This window comes from Acidithiobacillus thiooxidans ATCC 19377, assembly GCF_009662475.1.
Lineage (GTDB): Bacteria > Pseudomonadota > Gammaproteobacteria > Acidithiobacillales > Acidithiobacillaceae > Acidithiobacillus > Acidithiobacillus thiooxidans.
Genome location: NZ_CP045571.1, coordinates 2,117,525 through 2,138,454, shown reverse-complemented (window position 1 = coordinate 2,138,454; position 20,930 = coordinate 2,117,525). Strand labels below are relative to the sequence as shown.

General features: G+C 54.6%; 23 protein-coding genes and 1 tRNA gene. 7 read left to right on the top strand and 17 right to left on the bottom strand.

Annotated features, from left to right (window positions below):
* Positions 1–63 precede the first annotated feature (63 nt).
* Positions 64–978, top strand: a complete 915-nt coding sequence (locus tag GCD22_RS11280; RefSeq protein WP_140391081.1) for a DMT family transporter — start codon at positions 64–66, stop codon at positions 976–978.
* On the opposite strand, the gene GCD22_RS11275 is transcribed toward GCD22_RS11280, so the two are convergent.
* From GCD22_RS11275 to GCD22_RS11255, 5 genes are all read right to left on the bottom strand, one after another.
* A complete protein-coding gene (locus GCD22_RS11275; protein ID WP_153940785.1) occupies positions 937–1,611 on the bottom strand; it encodes an HAD family hydrolase in 675 nt (224 codons plus the stop codon). The two genes, GCD22_RS11280 and GCD22_RS11275, sit on opposite strands and share 42 nt — an antisense overlap.
* Positions 1,608–2,300 carry a bifunctional 2-polyprenyl-6-hydroxyphenol methylase/3-demethylubiquinol 3-O-methyltransferase UbiG gene (gene ubiG / locus GCD22_RS11270; RefSeq protein ID WP_031568490.1) on the bottom strand — a complete coding sequence of 231 codons (693 nt, stop codon included), beginning with the start codon at positions 2,298–2,300 and terminating at the stop codon, positions 1,608–1,610. The genes GCD22_RS11275 and ubiG overlap by 4 nt, the downstream gene beginning before the upstream one ends.
* Positions 2,297–3,643: a TRZ/ATZ family hydrolase gene (locus GCD22_RS11265; RefSeq protein ID WP_031568492.1), complete on the bottom strand. Its 1,347-nt coding sequence runs from the start codon at positions 3,641–3,643 to the stop codon at positions 2,297–2,299. Before GCD22_RS11265 ends, ubiG begins: the two co-directional genes overlap by 4 nt.
* Positions 3,644–3,743: 100 nt before the next feature.
* Positions 3,744–4,919: a lytic murein transglycosylase gene (locus GCD22_RS11260; RefSeq protein ID WP_031568495.1), complete on the bottom strand. Its 1,176-nt coding sequence runs from the start codon at positions 4,917–4,919 to the stop codon at positions 3,744–3,746.
* 43 nt (positions 4,920–4,962) lie between these two features.
* Positions 4,963–5,526 carry a C40 family peptidase gene (locus GCD22_RS11255; protein WP_226855976.1) on the bottom strand — a complete coding sequence of 188 codons (564 nt, stop codon included), beginning with the start codon at positions 5,524–5,526 and terminating at the stop codon, positions 4,963–4,965.
* 169 nt (positions 5,527–5,695) lie between these two features.
* Between GCD22_RS11255 and GCD22_RS11250 the strand changes: the two genes are divergently transcribed.
* Together GCD22_RS11250 and GCD22_RS11245 are read left to right on the top strand one after the other, a co-directional pair.
* Positions 5,696–5,770, top strand: a tRNA-Val gene (locus tag GCD22_RS11250).
* A gap of 221 nt (positions 5,771–5,991) precedes the next feature.
* Positions 5,992–7,077, top strand: coding sequence for an IS630 family transposase (locus tag GCD22_RS11245; protein WP_153940443.1), 1,086 nt, complete (start codon positions 5,992–5,994; stop codon positions 7,075–7,077).
* Here the strand turns inward: GCD22_RS11245 and GCD22_RS11240 are convergent.
* The 7 genes from GCD22_RS11240 to GCD22_RS11210 form a co-directional block, all read right to left on the bottom strand.
* The gene (locus tag GCD22_RS11240) at positions 7,025–8,341 is read right to left on the bottom strand and encodes a glycosyltransferase family 4 protein (RefSeq protein ID WP_031568769.1); all 1,317 of its coding nucleotides are present in this window, start codon (positions 8,339–8,341) and stop codon (positions 7,025–7,027) included. The genes GCD22_RS11245 and GCD22_RS11240 overlap by 53 nt on opposite strands.
* Positions 8,342–8,344: 3 nt before the next feature.
* Positions 8,345–9,058 carry a DUF4214 domain-containing protein gene (locus GCD22_RS11235; RefSeq protein ID WP_170286741.1) on the bottom strand — a complete coding sequence of 238 codons (714 nt, stop codon included), beginning with the start codon at positions 9,056–9,058 and terminating at the stop codon, positions 8,345–8,347.
* 13 nt (positions 9,059–9,071) lie between these two features.
* A complete protein-coding gene (locus GCD22_RS11230; protein WP_031568775.1) occupies positions 9,072–9,872 on the bottom strand; it encodes an ABC transporter permease in 801 nt (266 codons plus the stop codon).
* The gene (locus GCD22_RS11225; protein WP_237747358.1) at positions 9,862–10,842 is read right to left on the bottom strand and encodes a KpsE/RkpR family capsule polysaccharide export protein; all 981 of its coding nucleotides are present in this window, start codon (positions 10,840–10,842) and stop codon (positions 9,862–9,864) included. Before GCD22_RS11225 ends, GCD22_RS11230 begins: the two co-directional genes overlap by 11 nt.
* Positions 10,843–11,006: 164 nt before the next feature.
* Positions 11,007–12,458: a mannose-1-phosphate guanylyltransferase/mannose-6-phosphate isomerase gene (locus tag GCD22_RS11220; RefSeq protein WP_031568778.1), complete on the bottom strand. Its 1,452-nt coding sequence runs from the start codon at positions 12,456–12,458 to the stop codon at positions 11,007–11,009.
* A gap of 186 nt (positions 12,459–12,644) precedes the next feature.
* Positions 12,645–13,049: a type II toxin-antitoxin system VapC family toxin gene (locus GCD22_RS11215; protein WP_031568780.1), complete on the bottom strand. Its 405-nt coding sequence runs from the start codon at positions 13,047–13,049 to the stop codon at positions 12,645–12,647.
* Positions 13,050–13,052: 3 nt separating this feature from the next.
* Complete coding sequence (locus tag GCD22_RS11210; RefSeq protein WP_010638470.1) at positions 13,053–13,295, bottom strand: type II toxin-antitoxin system Phd/YefM family antitoxin; 243 nt, start codon at positions 13,293–13,295, stop codon at positions 13,053–13,055.
* Between the two features lie 213 nt (positions 13,296–13,508).
* Here GCD22_RS11210 and GCD22_RS11205 point away from each other — a divergent pair, with 213 nt between their 5' ends.
* The 4 genes from GCD22_RS11205 to GCD22_RS11190 all read left to right on the top strand — a co-directional run bounded on the left by GCD22_RS11205 (position 13,509) and on the right by GCD22_RS11190 (position 14,923).
* A complete protein-coding gene (locus GCD22_RS11205; RefSeq protein ID WP_035209351.1) occupies positions 13,509–13,760 on the top strand; it encodes a type II toxin-antitoxin system Phd/YefM family antitoxin in 252 nt (83 codons plus the stop codon).
* Positions 13,751–14,146: a type II toxin-antitoxin system VapC family toxin gene (locus GCD22_RS11200; RefSeq protein WP_010638464.1), complete on the top strand. Its 396-nt coding sequence runs from the start codon at positions 13,751–13,753 to the stop codon at positions 14,144–14,146. Before GCD22_RS11205 ends, GCD22_RS11200 begins: the two co-directional genes overlap by 10 nt.
* Before the next feature lie 133 nt (positions 14,147–14,279).
* Positions 14,280–14,531, top strand: coding sequence for an AbrB/MazE/SpoVT family DNA-binding domain-containing protein (locus GCD22_RS11195; protein WP_010638462.1), 252 nt, complete (start codon positions 14,280–14,282; stop codon positions 14,529–14,531).
* Complete coding sequence (locus tag GCD22_RS11190) at positions 14,513–14,923, top strand: type II toxin-antitoxin system VapC family toxin (RefSeq protein ID WP_226831283.1); 411 nt, start codon at positions 14,513–14,515, stop codon at positions 14,921–14,923. The genes GCD22_RS11195 and GCD22_RS11190 overlap by 19 nt, the downstream gene beginning before the upstream one ends.
* Positions 14,924–14,932: 9 nt before the next feature.
* On the opposite strand, the gene GCD22_RS11185 is transcribed toward GCD22_RS11190, so the two are convergent.
* The 5 genes from GCD22_RS11185 to GCD22_RS11165 are packed head-to-tail and all read right to left on the bottom strand — an operon-like array spanning position 14,933 to position 20,922.
* A complete protein-coding gene (locus GCD22_RS11185) occupies positions 14,933–16,486 on the bottom strand; it encodes an LTA synthase family protein (RefSeq protein ID WP_035209354.1) in 1,554 nt (517 codons plus the stop codon).
* Positions 16,479–17,261, bottom strand: a complete 783-nt coding sequence (locus GCD22_RS11180) for an SDR family NAD(P)-dependent oxidoreductase (protein ID WP_031568788.1) — start codon at positions 17,259–17,261, stop codon at positions 16,479–16,481. The genes GCD22_RS11185 and GCD22_RS11180 overlap by 8 nt, the downstream gene beginning before the upstream one ends.
* Positions 17,168–18,478: a capsule polysaccharide biogenesis protein gene (locus tag GCD22_RS11175; RefSeq protein ID WP_031568790.1), complete on the bottom strand. Its 1,311-nt coding sequence runs from the start codon at positions 18,476–18,478 to the stop codon at positions 17,168–17,170. The genes GCD22_RS11180 and GCD22_RS11175 overlap by 94 nt, the downstream gene beginning before the upstream one ends.
* Positions 18,475–19,596, bottom strand: a complete 1,122-nt coding sequence (locus GCD22_RS11170) for a capsular polysaccharide export protein, LipB/KpsS family (RefSeq protein WP_031568792.1) — start codon at positions 19,594–19,596, stop codon at positions 18,475–18,477. The genes GCD22_RS11175 and GCD22_RS11170 overlap by 4 nt, the downstream gene beginning before the upstream one ends.
* A complete protein-coding gene (locus GCD22_RS11165) occupies positions 19,597–20,922 on the bottom strand; it encodes an aminotransferase class I/II-fold pyridoxal phosphate-dependent enzyme (protein ID WP_031568794.1) in 1,326 nt (441 codons plus the stop codon).
* Between the last annotated feature and the right edge of the window lie 8 nt (positions 20,923–20,930).

The following is a 20,930-nucleotide window of genomic DNA, read 5'->3' as shown; positions in this document are numbered from 1 at the left end:
ATCCCGATATAATCCGAAAAATTCTTGCCGAAATTCTCCTTGGGACAGGTTCTCAGCAGACTTATGCCACATATTATCAAGCAGAACTTGCCGATCATGGCTTTACTCCTGGGTTCCAGTCTGTGGGGTGTGTTGTGGCTGCCCTTGCGCTACTTTAATGTGGCGGGGCTGCATGGTGCCTGGTTGATTCTGGCCATCTATCTGCTGCTTGCTCTGCCGGCAGGATGGTGGTCCTGGAAGCGTCGCGGGGAATTGCGGGGGCATCATTGGACCCTGATCGGGCTGCTGGTTTTCGGGGGCTGGACCAATGTGGCTTTTATGCTGGCACTGGTCCATGGAGAAGTGGTACGCATCCTTTTGCTCTTTTATCTTTCGCCGGTCTGGGCAATTTTTGCCGCCCGGATTTTTTTGCGGGAAGCGGTGGGGTGGCGTGGTGCTTTGGCTGCCGCCCTGGCAGTAGGTGGATCGGCGCTGGTTGTCAGTCATGGTCAGGGCTTTTCTGTAAGTGATCTGAGTACCAACGATCTCTTGTCCATTTCCTCGGGTTTTGCTTTTGCCCTGAGCAACGTGGTGCTGCGCGCCGATGAGGCGCTGGGAGATATGCATCGTGCCACTTCGGTGTGGTGGGGTTGTGTCCTGTTGGCGCTGCCTTTTGTCTGGTTCCAACCCTGGCCCAGTCTTTCTCCAATGCAATACCCCTATTTACTGGGGTTTTCCTGGCTCTGGATTGCCGGCGCGACCTTGGCCATTCAGTACGGAGTGGCGCGCATGCCGGTCAGTGTGTCTGCCGTGATCATGCCCTTTGAGGTGATTGTCGGGGCACTGTCTGCCTGGTGCTTGGCAGGGGAAAAGCCCGGCTTGCTGGAAGTGCTGGGCGGCGTATTGATTCTGTCCGCCGCGCTGTTGCAAATCACCCGAAGCCAACAGCATCCGGTTTCATTGGGCGGTGTGGACATGGAAAAGGGCGGACTGCAGTAATTCACTACGGGTAATGATCTGATCAGCCTCCCAGTTTTCCGGAGGATGTTGCGCCTCCACATAACCCCAGCCAGCTGCCCAGCACTGCGTACCCGCCGCGCGGCCCGCCAGTATGTCGCGATGATCATCGCCAATCATGAGGCTTTGCGTGGCTTCGGCGTCCAGTTGCTGCAAGGCATGGCGAACCGGCAAAGGATCGGGCTTGGCACGGGCGGTCGTATCGCCACTCACGACGACGCCGGGGGCCACCGGCAACGCCAGTGCCGCCAGTAGGGGCGTAGTCAGGAACCCCGGTTTGTTGGTGACGATACCCCAGGGGATTTGGTTTTCCTCCAGCCAGTGAAGAACTTGTGCAATGCCGGGAAACAGGGTGCTCTGTTCGCAAATCCGCGATAAATAGTCTTCCAGAAATATTTCCCGCAGGACCGGAAACTCATGGTCTTCAGGTTGCAGTCCAAACGCGACCCGCAATAATCCACGTGCGCCCTGGGAAGCTACCGGGCGCAGGTCAGCCAAGGGCAGGGCAGGGAGTCCACGACTTTCACGCAGCCGGTTGGCAGCCGCCGCCAGATCCGGTGCGGTATCTACCAGGGTACCATTGAGATCAAAAAGTACCGCAGCAGGTTGGGTCATTTTTGGGTGTGCAGGAGGTAATTCACCGTCACATCATCGTTCAGACGCGCTAAATGGCGGATAGGATCATAATGCATGCCTTTCAGTGTGCGGCTCTTTAACTGCGCCTTGCGGGTCATGGCAATGAGTTCGCTGGGACGAATGAATTTTTGATAATCGTGGGTGCCGCGTGGCAACAAACCCAGAACATACTCGGCACCCACAATAGCCAGGAGGTAGCTTTTGGGATTGCGATTGAGCGTCGCAAAAAAAGCATTTCCGCCGGGTTTCAGCAGTTTTGCACAGGCGGCAATAATGCCCGCAGGATCAGGGACATGCTCCAGCATTTCCATGCAGGTCACCACATCGTAGGACTCGGGCTGTTCCTCGGCCAGCTCCTCTACAGCCACTCTGCGGTACTGGACTTGCAGATGCCCGAGTTCGGCGTGGGCCTGTGCCGCTGCAATACCATCTGCTGCCAGATCAATGCCCGTAACGTGAGCACCCAGCCGGGCCATGGCTTCTGCCAGCAGACCGCCACCGGTCCCGACATCGAGAATGTGCTTACCGCGCAAACCCTGACAGCCCCGGGCGATAAAATCTACGCGCAACGGATTGATTTCATGCAGTGTCCGGAAAGGTCCGGCAGGGTCCCACCAGGTGCTGGCGAGAGCATCAAATTTGCTGACTTCGGCCTGATCCATGTTCATGTGTTTTGATCCTTGTCGCGAATGCGCTTAACCCATGCTTGCGCGCGGCTGAATAATGCCTGCTCTTCCCAATCCACCGCCTGACCCCGACGAATACGGATTTGGCCATTTACCCAGACGTGGGTAACCTGATCGCGTCCGGCACAGTAGGCGACCTGGGATACCGGGTCATAGACCGGGAAGGTGGCCGGGTGGTCGAGGGAAATGGCGATGCAATCCGCAGTCTTGCCGGGTTCCAGACTGCCGGTCAGGTCCCCCCAGCCGATGGCTTCGGCACCTCCCAAAGTAGCCGCTTCCAGGACTTCCCAGGCCGGGAAGGCCGTCGGATCGCCGCTGAAACCTTTGGCCAGCAAGGCCGCAGTGCGCAGTTCACCGAGCATGTCGAGATCGTTATTGCTGGCGGCGCCATCCGTACCGATGGCCACCCCGATACCCTGCTCTCGAATACGGGCCACGGGGGCGATGCCGGAACCGAGTTTAAGATTGGATTCCGGGCAGTGGGCGATGTGCAACCCGCTATCCCGACAAATCGTCAAGTCATCAGCGTCCAGTTGGGTCATGTGTACCGCCAGAAAACGCGGATTCAAAAGACCCAGCTCCGCGAGCCGCGCAAGGGGACGCCGACCATGCTGAGCGAGACTTTCTTCCACCTCATGGGCGGTTTCATGGACATGCATGTGGACGGGCAGTTGTTCGGCTTCGGCCAGTTCTCTGGTACCCCGTAAACCGGCGTCAGCAACCGTATAAGGTGCATGGGGTGCGAGACTTTGGCGGATCAGCGGCATTTGCTGCAGGCAGGGGAGAAGATCAGCGGCCGCTTGCAGGCAGGCATCGGCATTTGCGGCATAAGCCGTAGGAAAATCGATGATGACATGCCCGATGTGGGCACGCATACCCATGTTCTGAGCACTTTGGGCGGCGGCTTCGGGAAAAAAATACATATCATTGAAAGTGGTGGTGCCGCCACGCAGCATTTCAGCGATGGCCAGTTCCGTACCCATGCTGACAAATTCCGGGCTGACAAAACGCCCTTCTACGGGCCAGATATGTTCGTTGAGCCAGGTCATCAGGGGCAGGTCATCGGCGAGCCCGCGCATCAGGGTCATGGCCGCATGCGTATGGGCATTGACGAAACCGGGCATCAACACATGCTGGTCGAGGGTCGTGTTATCTGCTGCTGTATATGCGGCATGAATTTCGTCCCGGGGACCGATAGCGACAATGCGCCCCTGCTTGATGGCCAGCGCATGATGATGCAGCAGTACGCGGGGACGCACCGGAATGACCCAGCGCGCACTGATAATTTGATCGACCACTGGTTTTGCAGCGTGTTGTGATGGCACACCTGACCTCATGACCTGATATTAGGGGTGCCTCATCTTAACACGGGGGCGCTGGCGTGAGGCAATTGTCCCGTTGCTTGGTCCTGTGTCGTTTTCAGCTTCAGCCATCCAGTGCCCGTTGAATGGCCCGGGAATATGCCCAGACCGTAGCTGAATAGTACACGCTGGGATTGTAGCCCATGATGGCGTAGAAGTTGGGGTAGGCAATAAACAGTGTAGGACCTTCGGCAGTTTGCAGGCGGAGCAGGCCAACGGGGGTGTCAGCAGGCAAGGATGAGGGTTCTTCCGGCTGAATCCCGGCGGCCAGCAGTTGCCCCAAGGGATGTTTGCCGTGCAGGAAGGCGGTAGCGTCAACCCCGCTGGAACCCGCCACTCTGGCCATGACCGGTTGCCCTGGCTGCCAACCATGGCCCAGAAAGAAATTGGCCGTAGAGGCCAGCACGTCAGCGGGAGATTGCCAGAGGTTAGGCAGAGGGCCGCCCGGAGGGTCATTCCAGACAATGCCGTAACGCAAATAACTGCTGGCCAGGAATTGCGACATCCCCATGGCTCCGGCTTCAGAACCCATCAGGGTTGCTGGTGACGCCCCCAGCTTTTGGGCCAATTTCAGGGTTTCAGCAGTTTCATGCAGAAAAAACCGGCGACGCCCCGGCAAAGCCAGCGAGAGGCTAAGGTTGCTGTTCAGCACCGAGAAGTTTCCCATGAAGGAACCAAAACCGGTTTCAATGTTGAGAATACCCATCAAAATCGATCCAGGAACCCCGTATTTCTGGCTGACCTGCTCGAGTAGGGTACTGTGCGCATTCCAGAACTGCAATCCCCGGTTAATCCGGTCGGGGTGCAGAAAACGGTCTCGATAGCGCCACCACGGATATGGGGCTGAGGGCTGCTGGCTGGGCGGCGGCGGGGTCATCAGTGTTACGGCGCGGGCATTGAAGCGGGCGTTTTGCAGGGCTGAAATGACATAATGGGCTGGCAGGCCATCGTTTATCTGTAAATGACAGGCAATTTCCTGGAGTTGCCGTTGGTATTGCTGAGGGAAATTAGGAAAATAAACATCCCGTACACAGGAAACCGGCGGAGCAGGGAGCATGTTTTGCGCCTGTTGGACGGTTAATGGCTGAGTTGTGGAAGTTGAAGCGCTGGAGCCCGGCATGGTCTGGACGGTAGGGGGGCTGACGGTACCAGTAGGCTCGACTTCGGTGGCACAGGCCGAAAGCAGGATAGCCATGATGCTGGTGCTGAAAATGCTTCGGATGATGGATTTGAGGTGCATGTGCTCGCTCGTTGTCTTGTTGAAATCCGGATCGGATACGTGTTCAGTTGTCGCGCATGGCCAGTAATTCTCTGGGCATGGGCCGTCGCACACCATCCAGACGTTCGGCCCAATAAGGGATTTGCAGGCTTTGCACGGCGACACCCTGGCGTCGGTTCAGTGCGCTGACAAATTGCTGCCCACCGATGTAAATTCCTACATGCGAAAATGGTTGTCCCATGGTATTGAAAAACACCAGATCACCAGGGCGGATACGACTTAAGGGCACGGAAGGCAGGGCAGCGGCCTGGGCAAAAGAAGTTCTGGGAATGTCCACACCAGCCTGCTCCAGCACATATTGAATGAGGCCGCTGCAGTCAAAGCCGGTCTGGGGAGTGTCTCCTCCCCATCGGTAGTTCTTGCCGATTTCCGAAATGGCATGGACCAGAACGGCATCCAGAGTGGTAGCTTCGGCGTGCTGCACATAATCCGAGGATTGCACCGGGGGCTGGGATGGGAGTGAGAAAGAAGAAGGACTGTTGGGGGCCATGCTGGCACAGCCACTGAGCGTCAATGTCAAAAACAGAAGAGTTATTCCCCCCCGTTTAAGGGGGCTTTTCGCAAACATAAAGTACTGCCTTGACATAGGCGTCTTCCTCATTCTTTTTTCTAAGGAAAGTAAATAGCCTAATTCTTCTGATTTGGCAAGGGAGGCTAACTACGGGAGATTAACTGCTGGTTGACCTGAATGGCCGCGATTGGTATTTTACGCGCTCTCTGGAACCGTTCGGCATCCAGGGCGGTTAGCTCAGTGGTAGAGCACTGCCTTCACACGGCAGGGGTCACAGGTTCGAACCCTGTACCGCCCACCAAATAAAACAATGGGTTACTTGTTAACCTGTAATTATCTCATGATGCGACTAAGGCGCAGTACGACGTGCTCATCTAGCTGACATTGTGGGTAGACGTGCCTATTGGATGACCTCCAAGTTGATATTCGGTTACAATCTAGTGTAGTGTTGCATTCTTGGTGAACCTTAAGGTTAATGATGATAAAATAGCTCCATGTTGAGGGTATGAATGGAGTCGAGCCTTGCGAGTTGCGCCCACAGTCACTTTAACCAGCGAAGAGCGGTCCGAGTTGTCCCGTATAGTCGCCTCCCGATTAAGCAGTGTCCGCTTGTCATTACGGGCACGGATGATATTGCTGGCGGCAGAGGGCTTGCAGAACAAAGAAATTGCGGAGCGCCTGGGGGTGGATCGCCTGCAAGTCGCACGTTGGCGCAAGCGTTATCTGGAACACCGCTTGTCGGGCATTGAACGCGATTTACCGCGCGGCGCCCCTCCGGTGAAAGTGGATGTGGCCCGTCTGGTAGAATTGACCACGCAGAGTAAGCCGGAAGCGATGACGCATTGGAGTACGCGTAGGATGGCGGCAGAACTGGGTGTCAGTGCCGCCAGTGTGTCACGGCATTGGCGCAAGCATGGCCTCAAGCCTCATCTGCTGCGTGGTTTCAAGGTGTCACGTGACCCGCATTTTGTGGAAAAGCTGGAAGATATTGTGGGGTTGTATATGTCTCCCCCGGAGCATGCCTTGGTGCTCTGCGCGGATGAAAAAAGTCAGGTGCAGGCCCTGGACCGGACCCAACCGGGACTTCCCCTCAAAAAGGGCCGCGCAGAAACGATGACCCACGACTACAAACGTAATGGTACCACGACCTTGTTTGCCGCCCTCAACGTGCTGGATGGTCAGGTCATCGGACAGTGTCAACAGCGCCATACCCATGTGGAATGGCTGAAGTTCCTGAAGAAAATTGATCGGCAGACGCCCAAGGACAAGGCTCTGCATTTGATCGCCGACAACTATGCGACCCATAAACACCCGGTAGTACAGGCGTGGCTCGACAAGCACCCGCGTATTCACATGCACTTTACGCCCACTTCGGCATCCTGGCTCAACATGGTCGAGCGTTTCTTTCGGGATATCACGACCCAGCGGTTACGTCGTGGGGTGTTCACCAGTGTGCCTGAACTCATCCAGGCCATTGAGGGGTACATCGACCACCACAACACCCATCCCAAGCCTTTCATCTGGACCAAAACCGCCCGCGACATCCTGCAAAAAGTCATTCGCGCCAACAGCCATTTAAGCAGCAAACAGAATGCAACACTACACTAGGACGACGGGTAGGGTGAATCCGTGTTGCAGAGCGTTGATCTAGATGCTGCGCATGAAGGTTTTGCAAGGCATTCCATGCGCGGTGGGCGCTGAATTCCCATGAAAATTTTTTAGCTTGCTCCAAGCCATGGCGCTCCAAATCCTGACGGAATTCGGCGTTGCCCAGTACTTCGGCCATTTTGGTGGTCATGGCCACGTCATCACGCGGAGCAAATAAGGCGTCCTGCCGGCCAAGCACTTCAGGCAGGCTAGAACTGTTGGCTGCGATGACAGCTTTACCGCAGGTCATAGCTTCCAGCACCGGCAGCCCGAAACCTTCATACCAGGAAGGAAAGACAAACAGACTGCAGGCATTATACAGTAGATTTAATTCCGAATCAGATACATAACCTGTAAAAATTAGTTCACTCCGTTGCAAACCAGCCTTTATTGCAAGAGATAGAAAATGATTTTTTTGATGGAATACTCCATGCCCCACCAACACAAGTGAGTAGCTATCCCGTATTTCCTCAGGAAGATTAGCAAAAGCGCGAAAAAGACCATCAAGATTTTTACGAGCATCTGTATCACCGGCAGCCAGCACGAATGGGCGGTTAATACCGTATGTAGTGTCTAGGTGCGAGCGCGTGGCTTCACTCAAATAAATTGGGTGAAATTGTGGATCACAAGCCGTGGATATATTGATAACTGCCTGCTCAGAGAAATTGAGATGATCAACTGCATCGCGTCCGGAAGATTCCGAAATGGAAAGTAGAATATCGGCTCGTTTGAGATGATTAAGTTTGCCTAAATACCATCGATTCATGTCTGGGTCCCGCAAGTAAATATGCGGGTGAACTTGCGGAATTAGATCGTATAAGATTACTGCTGTAGGAGCGACGCCATTCAAGCCACCCGAAATTGTAACAGCATATCCATAAAAACCTTCAAACAGCGAGGAAATCAAAATCACATCGGGTTTCAAGCTGTAGAAAAAGGCTTCCAACATCGACTCGGAGGCTTTTCGTAGCGAATCATTGGCAACATCATGCCCGTCAACTGGCCCTGCAACCTCAAATACCCTAATTGCATCCACTGGAAGCCATTGAGCAAAGTCGGCGCGAATCTGCTCAATGGTATCCGCGTAGGCTGCGTTGAGCACAAGCAGAATTTCATGTTCGCCGCGCAGCCGCGCCATTTCCTTAACTAGAGAGAAAGTATAGCGCCCAATACCCCTAAAGCGGCTTGCCGTTTGCGCACCTTGCATATCGATTACCAACCGCATGAATTAATCTCCGTATGTTACTCCTGCTATTTGAATTTGGCGCTGAAAAATATCGCGGGCATACTCAGATAGACCTGCCAGCTTAGATTGAAACTCCGCAGAACATATCAATACTTCACGCAGGGCTTGCTCCGACTCCAAAAGTGCATGGTGGTTTTTGACTTCCACACTTTCCGGCCCACGCCCCAGAACATCCATAAAGACTTGCTCGACATTTTTGGATGAAAGTTGTTGTGACTTGTCCTGATATTGATTAAGTTCAGGTGAAATGATCTGAATTTGCGCGACTTGATGCACTATATTCTCCATATATTGCTCGTGACTTTTTGTAGCAATTTGCACTGCCTCTTGTAGGAAAGCCAAATGCTGGTTGGTACGCGCAAGCTGAATATCAAGCTGAGCCAGTTTTAACGTGACTGTGTGAAAAGAAGCTTCCATCCGACCACAACGTCCGAACAATCGCCAATACCAACTTTTTGCACGTTGCGTTTCCACCATGAGCTTTTTAAGCCCGACAACCTCATTCTGGGTCTCACATTCCGCAGATTTAGCTAGTTGCGCGATAACTTCGGCCTTGCTGTAACCCTGTGCCAGACGACCCAGGTAGTACATCAACCCGTGCTCATCAGGCTCGCGTTTTAGTAGATTCCGATAGACCTCGGTCACGAAAGCGCTTCCATCATGGACAAACAACTCCTCGATGTTTTTTATGGTCATATATCGCATTCCTTCAACTTATTTTTACACGTTTAATAGCCACGCCAGACACAGCAAGACCAAACAATGTCATTCCAGTGAGCGTAAAAATGGTGTAATTTATATGATAATAGCTTGGGACGCTGCTACCAAAATAACCGTGATGAAAATAATCTACAGCATCGATTAATGGCCAGTAAAGAAGATAACTACGATAAGGCTCTGGAACAACAAATGTGGGTATAAAAACTCCACAAAATGGCAGCATCAAATACAGAATAATGTGAGAGACTTTTTCTATAGTCTCACTTAACTCCGCCAAACCAGCCATAATCAGAACAAAGCAAAAAGAGAACCAAATAATCAGCAGATAACCTAAAGACATTGTCAGAACACTTGCTGGATAATGACAAATTCCTACCACAATAAAAATCGGAAATAAAAACAAAAAAACAGCAACAGAACTGGAGAACTCAAGTAGAATACGAGAATAGATAATATCCATAGGCCTTATAGGCTGATGATGTAAAAGTGAACGATTAACATTAATAGCACCCGTTACTCGACTCGTACCGTTTCGCCAAAACAGCAGAGTCGGATAACTGACCGCCAGATATTCTGCCGGGCTGATTCCATACGGATATCCAGCGTCAACAAATGAAAAGATTACGATGACACCGATTACAAACATGGCCGGCTCTGCAATCATCCACAACATCCCCAGCCCCTCCCGTCCGAATCGGGTGACCGTTTCCCGCAACATCAACGCCCAGATTACCCGCAGTTGCAAGCGCAGTTGAAACCAAAAGGTTTCTTTGCTGGCTTTAGCGCTCATGGTGTTCCTTCACGCCGGCGTACAGGATGCTCAATACCCCCCAGATCATCAGAGACACAATCAATACCGCCAGAATATCCTCAAAACGCTTGGGTTCCTGGGGTGCATCCGGTAAATTGGGGCGGCTGATGGTTTCCAAATACAATTCCTGCTTCTGTGCCGTCAACCGCGCTTGTTCCAGTGAAGTTACTGCTGCTTCCAGCAGCTTTTGAGCAAGTAACTGGTTGACCGTCAGTCTTTCAAATTCAATATCCTTGCTGGCCAATGATTCCCTGTCACCGGTCACCTTGGACTGTTCGGCAGCAATTTCACCCTGTAGGGCTTTGATGCTGCTTTTAAGAACCGGTATCTGCGGGTTATCAGGGGCATGGGCGACGATGGACTGTAATTCGGTTTGCATGGCAATTAACTGGTCCTGCAACTTGCTGACCATGCCGAGTTGCAAACTGCTTTGTGCGGGTGGGCTGAATACCCGGCGTTTATTGCGGTATTCGGCCAGGGCCAGAGTGGCATCCCGCAAGGTCCGTTTGGCTTGATCCACATCCTGCTTGGCATGGTACACGGCCCGATGGCGGGCCGTTTCATTCAGTTGATTGACAATGTCCTGACTTTTTTTCAGGAGAAAATCGTTGATCTTCTGGGCATCGTGGGCGGTAAAGGCGCGTACTTTCAGTTCGCTGATGCCGTTGGTACTGTCGAGCGTATCCGCCACCATATTCTGGTAGTAACGCCATAATCGCACATAAGAGGAATAAGGATGAAAAATCCCCCCGAAACGGTTGAAAATATCAATATGGTCGTTGCCATAAATCTGTTTCAGCGGATACAACTTGTTGGTTGCCATCATGCCGTCCCAGGACGAAATGTAAGAGCTGATGGTCTGTGCCGCACTGGTGGAATTGCTGCCCCCCAGATTACTGAGCAGGGAGGCCAGCCCACTGGAACTCACCCGCTGGTTGGGGCTGTACACCACAAAGCGTGCTTCACTAATGTATATTGGAGATGCAATCAATCCAAAATACAGGATGGATAACCCCGTAGGGACCAGCACGATCCAGATAAAAAGCTTGTTCAGATTTTTGATTCGGGTCCAGAGGGCCTTGAGAACGCAGTCGTTTCCTGTTGATTTTGGTTTTAGGCAGTGGTTGCTGCAGCTTCAGCACGTCCGTAGATGTCATCAAAGCGGACGATGTCATCCTCAGCCAGATAAGCACCGCTTTGCACTTCGATGAGTACCAGATCCATCATGCCGGGGTTTTCCAGACGATGCGGGCAACCTGCGGGTATGTAGGTGGACTGATTGGTCATGACGAGTTTTTCTTCTTGGCCGTTAACAATGCGGGCCGTGCCGGAGACCACAATCCAGTGCTCGCTGCGGTGGTGGTGCATTTGCAGGGAGAGCTTTTCGCCTTTTTTGACGACAATGCGCTTGATTTTGAAATGATCGCCTTCTTCCAGCGTGGTGTAGGTACCCCAGGGACGATGCACGGTGGCGTGAAGATCGACGGTGCTGTGTTTGCGGGCCTTGAGCTTTTCGACAATGGTTTTGACTTCCTGATCGCGGCGGCGGTCGGCCACCAGCAGGGCATCGGGGGTGTCCACAATCAGAATATCCTGCAAACCGAGAATGGCCGTGAGCCGCTCAGGACTCTGAACGACGCAATTCTGGCTATCTACCAGCACACAATCCGGGGCGTGTACCTGATTCCCTTGGGCATCTTTGGCCATCAAAGAACCATAGCCGCTCCAGGCACCCAGGTCGTTCCAGTCAAAATCTGCCTGCACCACGGCGACGTTGGGGGCTTTTTCCATGACAGCGTAGTCAATGGAAATGTCCGGGGCCAGGGCAAATTCCTGTCCCAGTTCCCAGGTGTCGCCGTTGCGGGTGGCGGAGACGATGGCAGCCTGCACGGCTTCCAGCACTTCCGGGGCGTCGGTTTGTAAGGCTTTGAGCAGACTATCAGCGCGCATGCAGAACATGCCGGAGTTCCAGAGGTAGTCGCCGCTGTCGAGGTAATCCCGGGCTTTGCTCTGATTGGGTTTTTCAACGAAACGGGCGACCTGATAGCCGCTATCCAGGGCGCTGCCCTTCTGAATGTAACCGTAGCCGGTTTCGGGACCCGTCGGGGTGACACCAAAGGTCACCAGATAGCCTTGTTCGGCAAGCTGCTGCGCTTTGTGTACGGCTTCGGCGAAGGCTTTCTGATCATGAATGAGGTGGTCTGAGGGCAGCACCAGCAGGATGCTCTCCGGCCCAGCGACTTCCTGCGCCCAGAGCGCGGCGGCGGCCATGGCCGGGGTAGTATTGCGTCCAGTGGGTTCAAGCAGATAGTGCACATTGCGCACGGTTTGGCCATAGATGCGGGCACATTCAGCAAAGGTGTCGCGGGTCAGGAAGTAGTAATCGCGATTGGTGACCGTCAGCAACGGGGCATCTTCTTTGATGTCGATGACCCGGCGCAGGGTTTTCTGGATGAGGCTTTCGCCGTCGGGCAGGGCCACGAAGGGTTTGGGGAAAGCCTTGCGGGACAAAGGCCATAAACGCGAGCCGGTGCCTCCGGAGAGAATGACGGGTACTAATGCCATTTTAAGAAATCCCTCTTTTGCGGTTAATCATTCAAAAACTGAGGGTTACCCCTGCTTTACTGCTTTCTGGTATTGTTTTCAGTCATAATGCCTCAAGCTGGACCGATAGTGCAAGTTTATGGGGGGCTATTATGTACACAAATATCTTTTGAGGGTTTTATGAATGCCGTGCGCTGGGGACATCTTTCAGTTTCTCCATGTTATATGTTCCACCAACGGAGTGTATTGTTTCAGCTTTTGATCGGTACTCAATAAGCGCGCAGGCAGGGTCATTGCCTGCGCAACCAACAGCCGGTCAAAAGGATCTTTATGCACCCATGGCAAGCTGGCAACAGCATAGGTATGTTCGGCCTGAACGGGGAGCTCAGTCAGAGCCGTTTGTAGTGCGAGCAGGTGGATATCTTCGGGTCGAAAATCAAAATGCTCTCGCTTCAGTGAGGCTTTAATGGCGATCTCCCACAGACTGGCGGCACTGAAACAGACCCTATTCTGCGGATTGGCTATGATGCTACACACGTACTCAGGCAACCGCTCTGGGGCAATGAGTACCGCGAGCAATACGTTGGTGTCCAGAAGCCATCTTTGCGTCATAGGTTAGGTTTCATGCCCGTAAAACATGGCTTCTAGCTCTGCTTGAAAGGGGTGGTCCAGATTTTCGGGCATAGTAAAACGCCCTTTACCCTGCCCTAGAACACGCAAATTTTTTGACTCCTGCAGAGAAACCAGACGCGCGACCGGTTTACCCGCCCTGGCAATGATAATTTCCTCACCCGATGCTGCCTGATCTACGTAGCGGGAAAGCTGGGTCTTGGCTTCATGCATATTGATGACAGGCATAAGTTATCTCCAATGATTGCTTAACTGAGTCCAGTTTAGTCCGATCTAATCAGTAAATCCAGCGCGCGGACGCCCAGTTCTGCCACAACAATTTCCGGGTGCTGCGGGCTGCCGGGGGCCGGGTGGCGGGAGGACCAACTACTTGACTATCTAGCCAGAAAGACACATATTCTGGCTAGGTTGCCTTGGTGCGAATACTGCGAGAATTTAGAAATGCAAATCAATATACTGGAGTCCAAAAATCGTTTATCCCAACTGGTGCGTCTTGCCCAGCAAGGTGAGGAAGTCATCATTGCTAATCGGGGAATACCGGCCGTGAAGTTGGTACCGGTCAGTCCTGCATCCGATTCAGATCAGCTTGACATACTTGCCTGGCTGGACAAACACCCGCTCCCGCAAGTTCTTCGACGCTCCGGACAGGAAATAGATGACGCACTGGCCCAGGAGCGACGGGGATGGGATTAATTTATCTGGACACCCGTTTATTGGTCTATGCTTTCGAGGATCATCCGGTTTGGGGCGCTCGCGTCAAATCTGCGTTGAAGCAGAAACCTGCTTCGAGTTATGCCATTTCATCCTTGGTGAAATTTGAGTGCCTGGTCGCACCCATGCGCGATGGTAATGTTGCACTGCAACGTTACTATGAGGATGGAATGTCGCGGTTCACCTTGCTGGATATGTCTGATGAGGTGTTCACGCAAGGTGCAATGCTATGTGCCCGTTTTGGCCTGAAAACCCCGGATGCGTTACATCTGGCTGTGGCGCTTACGCACCGCTGTGAGGCGTTGTGGACAGCAGACATGCGCTTGCAGAAAGCCGCCCATGGGCTCGCGGTAGACGTACTGCATTAAACCAACCCCAAAGCGGCACCGGAAATGCTCTCCATTTCGGTTAATCGTTTATCGCTTTACGGAGATGGCAAGTAATGTATTTACGCATTATAGTACAGACCATCAACCTAATGTGATTGCGAGGCACAAGACCATGAGTACATTGACGGTTACTGCGCGTGGACAGGTGACATTTCGAAAAGATGTACTGCAACACCTTGGTATCAGACCAGGCGATAAAATTGAGCTGGACTTACTACCGGATGGTCGGGGCGTAATCAAGGCTGCGCGGTCCGATGGGAAGATATCCGACTTTGTCGGTTTACTCGCTGGCAGAGCGCAGAAGGTCGCCACCCTCGAAGAAATCAATGAGGCGGCAGCCCGCGGATGGGCCAGCATAAAATGAAAGTCTCCGTAGATACCAATGTCCTGGTGCGGGCTGTTGTGAGCGATGACCTCGCACAAGCGGACGTTGCTGCCACGTTATTGATCGAAGCCGAGTTGATCGCGGTGGCGTTACCCTGCCTGTGCGAACTGGTTTGGGTGCTGATTCGGATCTATGGCTTCCAGCAAGCCGACGCAGCCCGAGCGATCCGGGCACTAATTGCCGATGCGAAAGTAGAAGTAAATCGACCCGCTGTAGAGACGGGCCTGCAGATGCTCGACGCGGGCGGAGACTTTGCCGATGGCGTGATTGCATACGAAGGCAACTGGCTTGGCGGGGAAGTTTTCATTTCCTTCGACAAAAAGGCGGTGGCGCTGCTCAAGACTCAAGGGCAATCGACGCGCCTTTTGTAACGTATCTGTCTAAATTTCCAGTAAATCCAACGCGCGGACGCCCAGTTCTGCCACAGCAATTTCCGGGTGCTGCGGGCTGCCGGGGGCCGGGTGGCGGGAGGACCAGAGCCAGTAGTCGGTGCGGCCATCTGCAAAATGACGGGCCTCATAGAGTTTTTCCATAATGGGAACATGATCACCATAAAATCCCAGCACACTGGGCAGGGGCAGCCTGGGCAGTTCACTCATAAACCGCTGCAGCATGGCCCCGGCATTGCGGACGTGGCGCAGGTAAATGGCCAGGTCATCGGCACTGACGGGCGGCTCCTGCAATAGCAGGGTTTTCTTTTCGGCGGCACTGACCGATTCCAAATGCAGAGGGCCGTGGTTTTCCATGGTAATAATGAAGATGAAGGTCGGCTGGGTGGCCCCCTGAAGTATTTGCAGGGTCTTGTCGGCAACTGCCCGGTCGCCGGTATAGGGGCCACTGCGGTCTTCCGGCGTAAATTCCGCGACATCCAGAAAATCATCAAAGCCGAGCAGCGGGTAAATGGTATTGCGGGCGTAAAAGCTGGAAGGATAGGGATGGATACAGATGGTCCGGTAGCCCTGGGCCTTGAGTCGCCAGGCGATGCTGGGCAGGGGCCGACGCGCCAGAAAGCGGTAAGGCTGAAACTGATGAATACCGAGCGCCGCCGGTGACCAACCAGTGAGCAGACTGAATTCGGTACGGATGGTATTGGCACCCCAGGGCGGTACACGAATCTGCCCGCTTTGCACGCATTGACGATGAGCTGCGTCAAAATCCCTGAACACTTCCGGGGCAATATGTGGCCAGAGGCGGCGCACATCAAAAAACGATTCGCTCTGGACGATGACCAGATGACCGGGTGACTCTGTATGACTGGGGAGTTCCGGGATGTTCGGGTTTGGAACCGGAATATGCGGCGGTTCTAACCGGGGACCAAAAGGTCGGGCAGCAGGCACCTGAACAGGGGCCCGTTCTGCCCAACCATATATCCAGAGACTGGGGGCAAAACCCATGTCGCGAATATCTTTGTCCGGCTGCAGGCTGGGTGCGTCAGACCAGCGGTCGCCCACCCAGAGCAGGCAGGCTGCAGCGAATAATGACAAGGCCCCATATTTGAGAAAAACCAGCCAGGGCATGTGTGCAGTCAGTGGCGTTTCCGCCCAGAGTGCCGCGCCAATGACCGCTACGGCAATGATCCCCAGGGCGATGGCCCGCCACAAACCGAGAAAGGGTAAATACAGACGGGGATGTTTGATGGCATCGGTGAAGTATTCAAAGTCCATGAATACAAAAGGTTCACGCAGGCTGGCTTCTTTGGCGTTACCCACCAGCACCACCGCCAGCCAGATGCCGAGCCCCGCCAGCATGGCAAATATCGGGCGCTGAACGATCAGCAGAAAGACGGTGAAGATCAGCAGCCAAAGACCGCTATGGAGCAGATAAGTCCATAAGGGGCGGCCCGGCAGCTTGGGGCGGGGATGCACGAGGGACTCCGCCGCAAAGGACAGCAGCCAGCCGATTGCCAGACACCAGGGCCAGAGCAGTTCAGTCATGGTGACCGTTATAGCCCATCAGGCCGACAATCCAGACCGAAATGGCGGCGGGAAGCACCGCCAGCCACCAGGTGCCGAAATTTAGGGGAAAGGGAAAGCTGATGCGCGCCTTGTTGCGGGCCAACCCTTGGCGGATGAGTGCCGCCGCGCGCGGGGGCTGCATGAGGAAAGGCTTGGGACCGGGCATTTCCTGGCACATGACCGAGTCCACATAGCCGGGCATGATGACACTGATGCCAATACCTTCTTTTTTGAGCCAGCCGCGCAAAGCTTCACCGTAGGCTTTGATGGCCGCTTTGGAGGCGCAATAGCTGGGAGTGACCGGCAGGCCGAAGTAACCGGCCAGGGAGCTCATCAGGGCGATTTGCCCGGCGTGGCGGGCGCGCATGGCGGGGAGTACGGCATCCACCAGGACACGGGTAGCGTGCAGGTTCACGTCCATGAGCGCTTCGGCTTCTTCCCAGACTTCGCCGGATTCGTCGGGGCCGGTGTTGATGTTCATGCCGGCGTTGGAAATCACCAGGTCCAGCGGGCCGTTTTTTTCGCAGTCCGCTACCCAGGCACGCAGGGTGGCACTGTCGCGCACGTCAAAACTGCGCTGGGTGACCGTTGCGCACTGAGTCTGGGCAGACTGCGCAATGGCGTCCAGCTTGCTGCGGTTACGCCCGTGCAGGTGCAGGATTACGCCGGGTCGGGCGTAGGCGGCGACCAGGGCGGCGCCAATGGCGCTGGTCGCGCCGGTAAGGAGGATGGTTTGCGGAGATCGTTGCGGCATAAAAGTTCCTCTATGGGGGACTGTTGTAGTTCAAGCCTGGCGGCGGCCGTTTCCAGCGCCAGTTGCATACCGGTGTTGCAATAAAAACCGCCGTTGATTTGGGTGCCGTATATCAGCACCCGGCGGAATGCAGACCAGAGCTCCGGATCGGGAGCATGGGGCTGGTTCCAGAACTCGGCAAGACGCTGCTGACTGGTGAGACCAGCCACATTGTAAACCGGATCGGCCAGAGTCATCACCGGTTTTCCGGAGTTGAGCGCCCAGGTGCCCACCGTACTGTTGATGGTCACTACCCCTTGGCAATACTGCAGGAAAAGTTCGAGGTTGCCGTAATCATAATAATGAATCCGCTCGCGGATCCCCAGTTGCCGGGCGGTTTCCTGGGCAAAGGTTTCATAGGGGAGAATGCCGGGGTCGAGGGGATGGTTTTTGATGACCAGATGCAGGTTTTTGTCGGCATATTGGGCAAAAGATTCCAGACTCTGGCGAATAAAATCATAAGTATCAAAAAACTGCGAATGACAGGTGATCTGGCTGTCACTGTAGAGCTGCAGGGGCAACAGGAAAAAGGGCTGCCCCCTTTCAACGAATTGATAATTGCGGGCCAAATCATTTTTCAGGCGGTGCCGGACTTTGGGGTAGCGGCGCACATACCAGAAGTATTCGCGAATGGGATGCATGGGGGCGTGATGCCGGTAATGCCGGTAGGCAACAGGGTTCAGAATATCGCCACTATGGTAAACCACATCATGCAGGGCGCGTATTTTGAACTTGCCGAGAAACGCCTGACTATTATCAGGTATGGGCACCCGGTCGATGATGTGGCGGTACCAGTCCGGGTCCTTGGGCAGTTGGGAATGGGCATTGACTCCACCCCGTTCCAGGGTCAGCCAGAATGGCCGCAAATAGCCTTCTTCAAAAACGTGGACCGCAATATTCCGGGCTTTGGCGAGAGTATGCACGGACTGATGGACCGGACGCTGATCGCCGAAAAGCACCACATCGGTGATCTGTTCGCGCTGGAAGGTCTGCTGAAGAAATTCCGGAAATACGTCCAGGCTTTTGCGGAAATACAGGGCTTTGCGTGGAAACCAGTAGACCATGTCTCCGCCACAAAACTGGATTTTCAGCACCTGATGGCCGCGCTGCACCAACCGATCGGCCAGCAGGGCAAAAAACGGGCTGGCGACCCCCTGCAGAAACAGGAATTTTTTCATCGCACCCCCACCACCTGACGCAGCACCAGCCGAAAGGCTTTGCGCCAGAACGGCAGGTGATAGTCTTTTGCACCACCGCGCTGGGCATGTAAGGCATTGACTGCGGCTTCGGGGCTGCAGAGGAGGTGTTCCTGAGGGTGAATATAACGGGGGTAGAGGATGAGCGCTGCGGCAACCAGGGCATCCAGACTGAGTCGGCGTTGCCGCCGGGGGATGGTTTCCCGGTCGTTGGTCAATCCCCATCCGGCGTAAAATGGACTACCATGACAGGTCACCGGTTTGTTGCGCAACAGGGCTTCAAAGCCCGCTGCGGAAGTCATGACATGCACCTGATCTACCTGAGTCAGCAGTTGATGCATGCTGACATCATGGACCACTTCGTCGCAGTAGGTAGTCGCCTGCTCTTCACCGGCGCCTACCCGGCGCAGCCCGGCACTGACGTCCGGGTGGGGCTTGTAAACCATGTAATCGTCAGGGTGCATTTCGCGCACTTGGCGGAGCAGCGCCAGATTACTCTGGGTGCTGGCGCTGCCCAGGGCAATGCTGGCGTCACTTTCCACCTGTCCGACGACCAGAATGACCCGGGTAACGGCCTGATCACTGGCCAATGCCTGCGGGTCAGATTGTTGCTGCCTGCTTTGCCGCTGATCGGCGGGATTAGTTTCAGGCGGGCGAAGAATGGACAGACGGGTATCCGGCCGCTGCCATCCCCCCTGCCCGACGTTGTACTTGGTGAGCCCCAAAGCCACAATCTGCTCGCGCAGGGCTCGGGCGCGGTCCAGAAGCGGCGCATCAAAATCATGGGTGGCGAGTATTTGTTCAAGGTCCGAAGCTTTGCTGGCGTCGTAATAGAGGCCGCTGCCATCAAAACAATAAGACAAGGGCGCAATCAGGTCCGCACCCAGGCCAATGGAGCGTAAAAACCCGTCTTCTACACGAATAATGGGATGACCCTCCGGCGCAGTTTGCGCTCCCCAGAGCAACAGAGTAGCCCCCGCCGGTGCCTGACAGGGGAGGCGGATAAAATGTAGCCGCGACTCGGGCAGAAAGGCCCGCAGCGGCCCCTGTTTCCAGGCCGAAAAACCGACGGCGTATATGTCTGCGGGAATCACCACCATTTAACACAAGCCTTTCAGCCTAATCAGGCTATCCCGAAGTTCTTCAGTGCTATGTTCGACATTCAGGAAAAAACGCAGGCGCGCCTGTTTTTCCGGCACCGCTGGATAGAGGATGGGTTGCACATGCACGCCCTGCTCCAGCAATTGGGAAGAGAGGCGCACGGCCTGCAGAGAGCTGCCAACAATCAGGGGGGTGATGGCATAACCGGCGCTGAACCCCGTATCCATCTGCTGCCTTTTCGCTTCATCCAGAAAATATTGACCACGTTCGTGCAGGGTTTTGACCCTGTCTGGCTCTTTTTGGAGGATAGTCAGCGCCGTCAGGGCGGCGGCGGCCAGGGGCGGGGCCAGTCCGACACTATATAAGAATCCCGGTGCCAGATAGCGTAAGTTGTCGATCAGGGCCTGCTCTCCGGCAATATACCCACCACAGGCGGCGAGGGTTTTGCTGAGGGTGCCCATCCAGATATCGACATCGTGGGTATTGATACTGAAATGCTCGGCAATCCCCCGGCCGGTGGCACCCAAGACGCCGAAAGAATGGGCTTCATCCACCATCAGCCAGGCCTGATGCTTTTTTTTCAGGTCGATCAGGCGCGGCAGGTCGGGGAAATCTCCGTCCATGCTGTACATTCCCTCTACCACAATCAGGACCCGCTCCGCTTTGCGCCGCTGCTGACGTAACAGGGTTTCGAGTGCATTCAGATCATTATGCGGAAAACTGAGGCGTTGGGCGCCCGACAGCAGGGCTCCCTGGACAATGCTGTTATGGGCATATTCATCGTGGAGAATCAGATCCCGGGGTCCGAGTAAATGCCCGATGGTGGTGACATTGGTGGCGTGACCACTCACAAAAGTCAGGGCATCATCTACTCCGTAAAAATCGGCCAGAGCCTGTTCCAGTTGCTGGTGCAGAGGGCGTTCACCCGCCACAATGCGGCTGGCAGAAACCGAACTGCCGTATTGGGCAATGGCGGCCTGGGCGGCTGCATTCACTTCGGGATGTCCGGAAAGGCCGAGATAATTGTAGCTGCCAAAATTGATGACACGGCGTCCGTCGATGGCGCTATGCGCCCCCGCAGTACCCTGATGCACATGAAAAAAGGGGCTTTTGACGCCAAAGCGTTCCGCGCCTTCCTGCATGAGATGCACCTGCTGATAACCGGGTTGACGATCAAAGCGGGTGAAAGCCTCGGGAATTTCCGCTCCGCCAATTTTGGCCCCAGGCGCGGGGGCAGTCTGAATTTTTTGCAGGCGCTGTTCCAGACCTTTCTGGATGAGCTTTTCCTTGAACTGGGCGGCGATACTACGATCAGCTTTGGTCATTTTGTAGT

Excerpts from the sequence above, each read along its gene's own strand:
- GCD22_RS11280 (WP_140391081.1), top strand. The coding sequence starts at position 64 with ATGCCACATATTATCAAGCAGAACTTGCCGATCATGGCTTTACTCCTG.
- GCD22_RS11275 (WP_153940785.1), bottom strand. The coding sequence starts at position 1,611 with ATGACCCAACCTGCTGCGGTACTTTTTGATCTCAATGGTACCCTGGTA.
- ubiG (WP_031568490.1), bottom strand. The coding sequence starts at position 2,300 with ATGAACATGGATCAGGCCGAAGTCAGCAAATTTGATGCTCTCGCCAGC.
- GCD22_RS11260 (WP_031568495.1), bottom strand. The coding sequence starts at position 4,919 with ATGCACCTCAAATCCATCATCCGAAGCATTTTCAGCACCAGCATCATG.
- GCD22_RS11255 (WP_226855976.1), bottom strand. The coding sequence starts at position 5,526 with ATGTTTGCGAAAAGCCCCCTTAAACGGGGGGGAATAACTCTTCTGTTT.
- GCD22_RS11240 (WP_031568769.1), bottom strand. The coding sequence starts at position 8,341 with ATGCGGTTGGTAATCGATATGCAAGGTGCGCAAACGGCAAGCCGCTTT.
- GCD22_RS11235 (WP_170286741.1), bottom strand. The coding sequence starts at position 9,058 with ATGACCATAAAAAACATCGAGGAGTTGTTTGTCCATGATGGAAGCGCT.
- GCD22_RS11230 (WP_031568775.1), bottom strand. The coding sequence starts at position 9,872 with ATGAGCGCTAAAGCCAGCAAAGAAACCTTTTGGTTTCAACTGCGCTTG.
- GCD22_RS11220 (WP_031568778.1), bottom strand. The coding sequence starts at position 12,458 with ATGGCATTAGTACCCGTCATTCTCTCCGGAGGCACCGGCTCGCGTTTA.
- GCD22_RS11215 (WP_031568780.1), bottom strand. The coding sequence starts at position 13,049 with ATGACGCAAAGATGGCTTCTGGACACCAACGTATTGCTCGCGGTACTC.
- GCD22_RS11210 (WP_010638470.1), bottom strand. The coding sequence starts at position 13,295 with ATGCCTGTCATCAATATGCATGAAGCCAAGACCCAGCTTTCCCGCTAC.
- GCD22_RS11205 (WP_035209351.1), top strand. The coding sequence starts at position 13,509 with ATGCAAATCAATATACTGGAGTCCAAAAATCGTTTATCCCAACTGGTG.
- GCD22_RS11200 (WP_010638464.1), top strand. The coding sequence starts at position 13,751 with ATGGGATTAATTTATCTGGACACCCGTTTATTGGTCTATGCTTTCGAG.
- GCD22_RS11195 (WP_010638462.1), top strand. The coding sequence starts at position 14,280 with ATGAGTACATTGACGGTTACTGCGCGTGGACAGGTGACATTTCGAAAA.
- GCD22_RS11190 (WP_226831283.1), top strand. The coding sequence starts at position 14,513 with ATGGGCCAGCATAAAATGAAAGTCTCCGTAGATACCAATGTCCTGGTG.
- GCD22_RS11185 (WP_035209354.1), bottom strand. The coding sequence starts at position 16,486 with ATGACTGAACTGCTCTGGCCCTGGTGTCTGGCAATCGGCTGGCTGCTG.
- GCD22_RS11180 (WP_031568788.1), bottom strand. The coding sequence starts at position 17,261 with ATGCCGCAACGATCTCCGCAAACCATCCTCCTTACCGGCGCGACCAGC.
- GCD22_RS11175 (WP_031568790.1), bottom strand. The coding sequence starts at position 18,478 with ATGAAAAAATTCCTGTTTCTGCAGGGGGTCGCCAGCCCGTTTTTTGCC.
- GCD22_RS11170 (WP_031568792.1), bottom strand. The coding sequence starts at position 19,596 with ATGGTGGTGATTCCCGCAGACATATACGCCGTCGGTTTTTCGGCCTGG.
- GCD22_RS11165 (WP_031568794.1), bottom strand. The coding sequence starts at position 20,922 with ATGACCAAAGCTGATCGTAGTATCGCCGCCCAGTTCAAGGAAAAGCTC.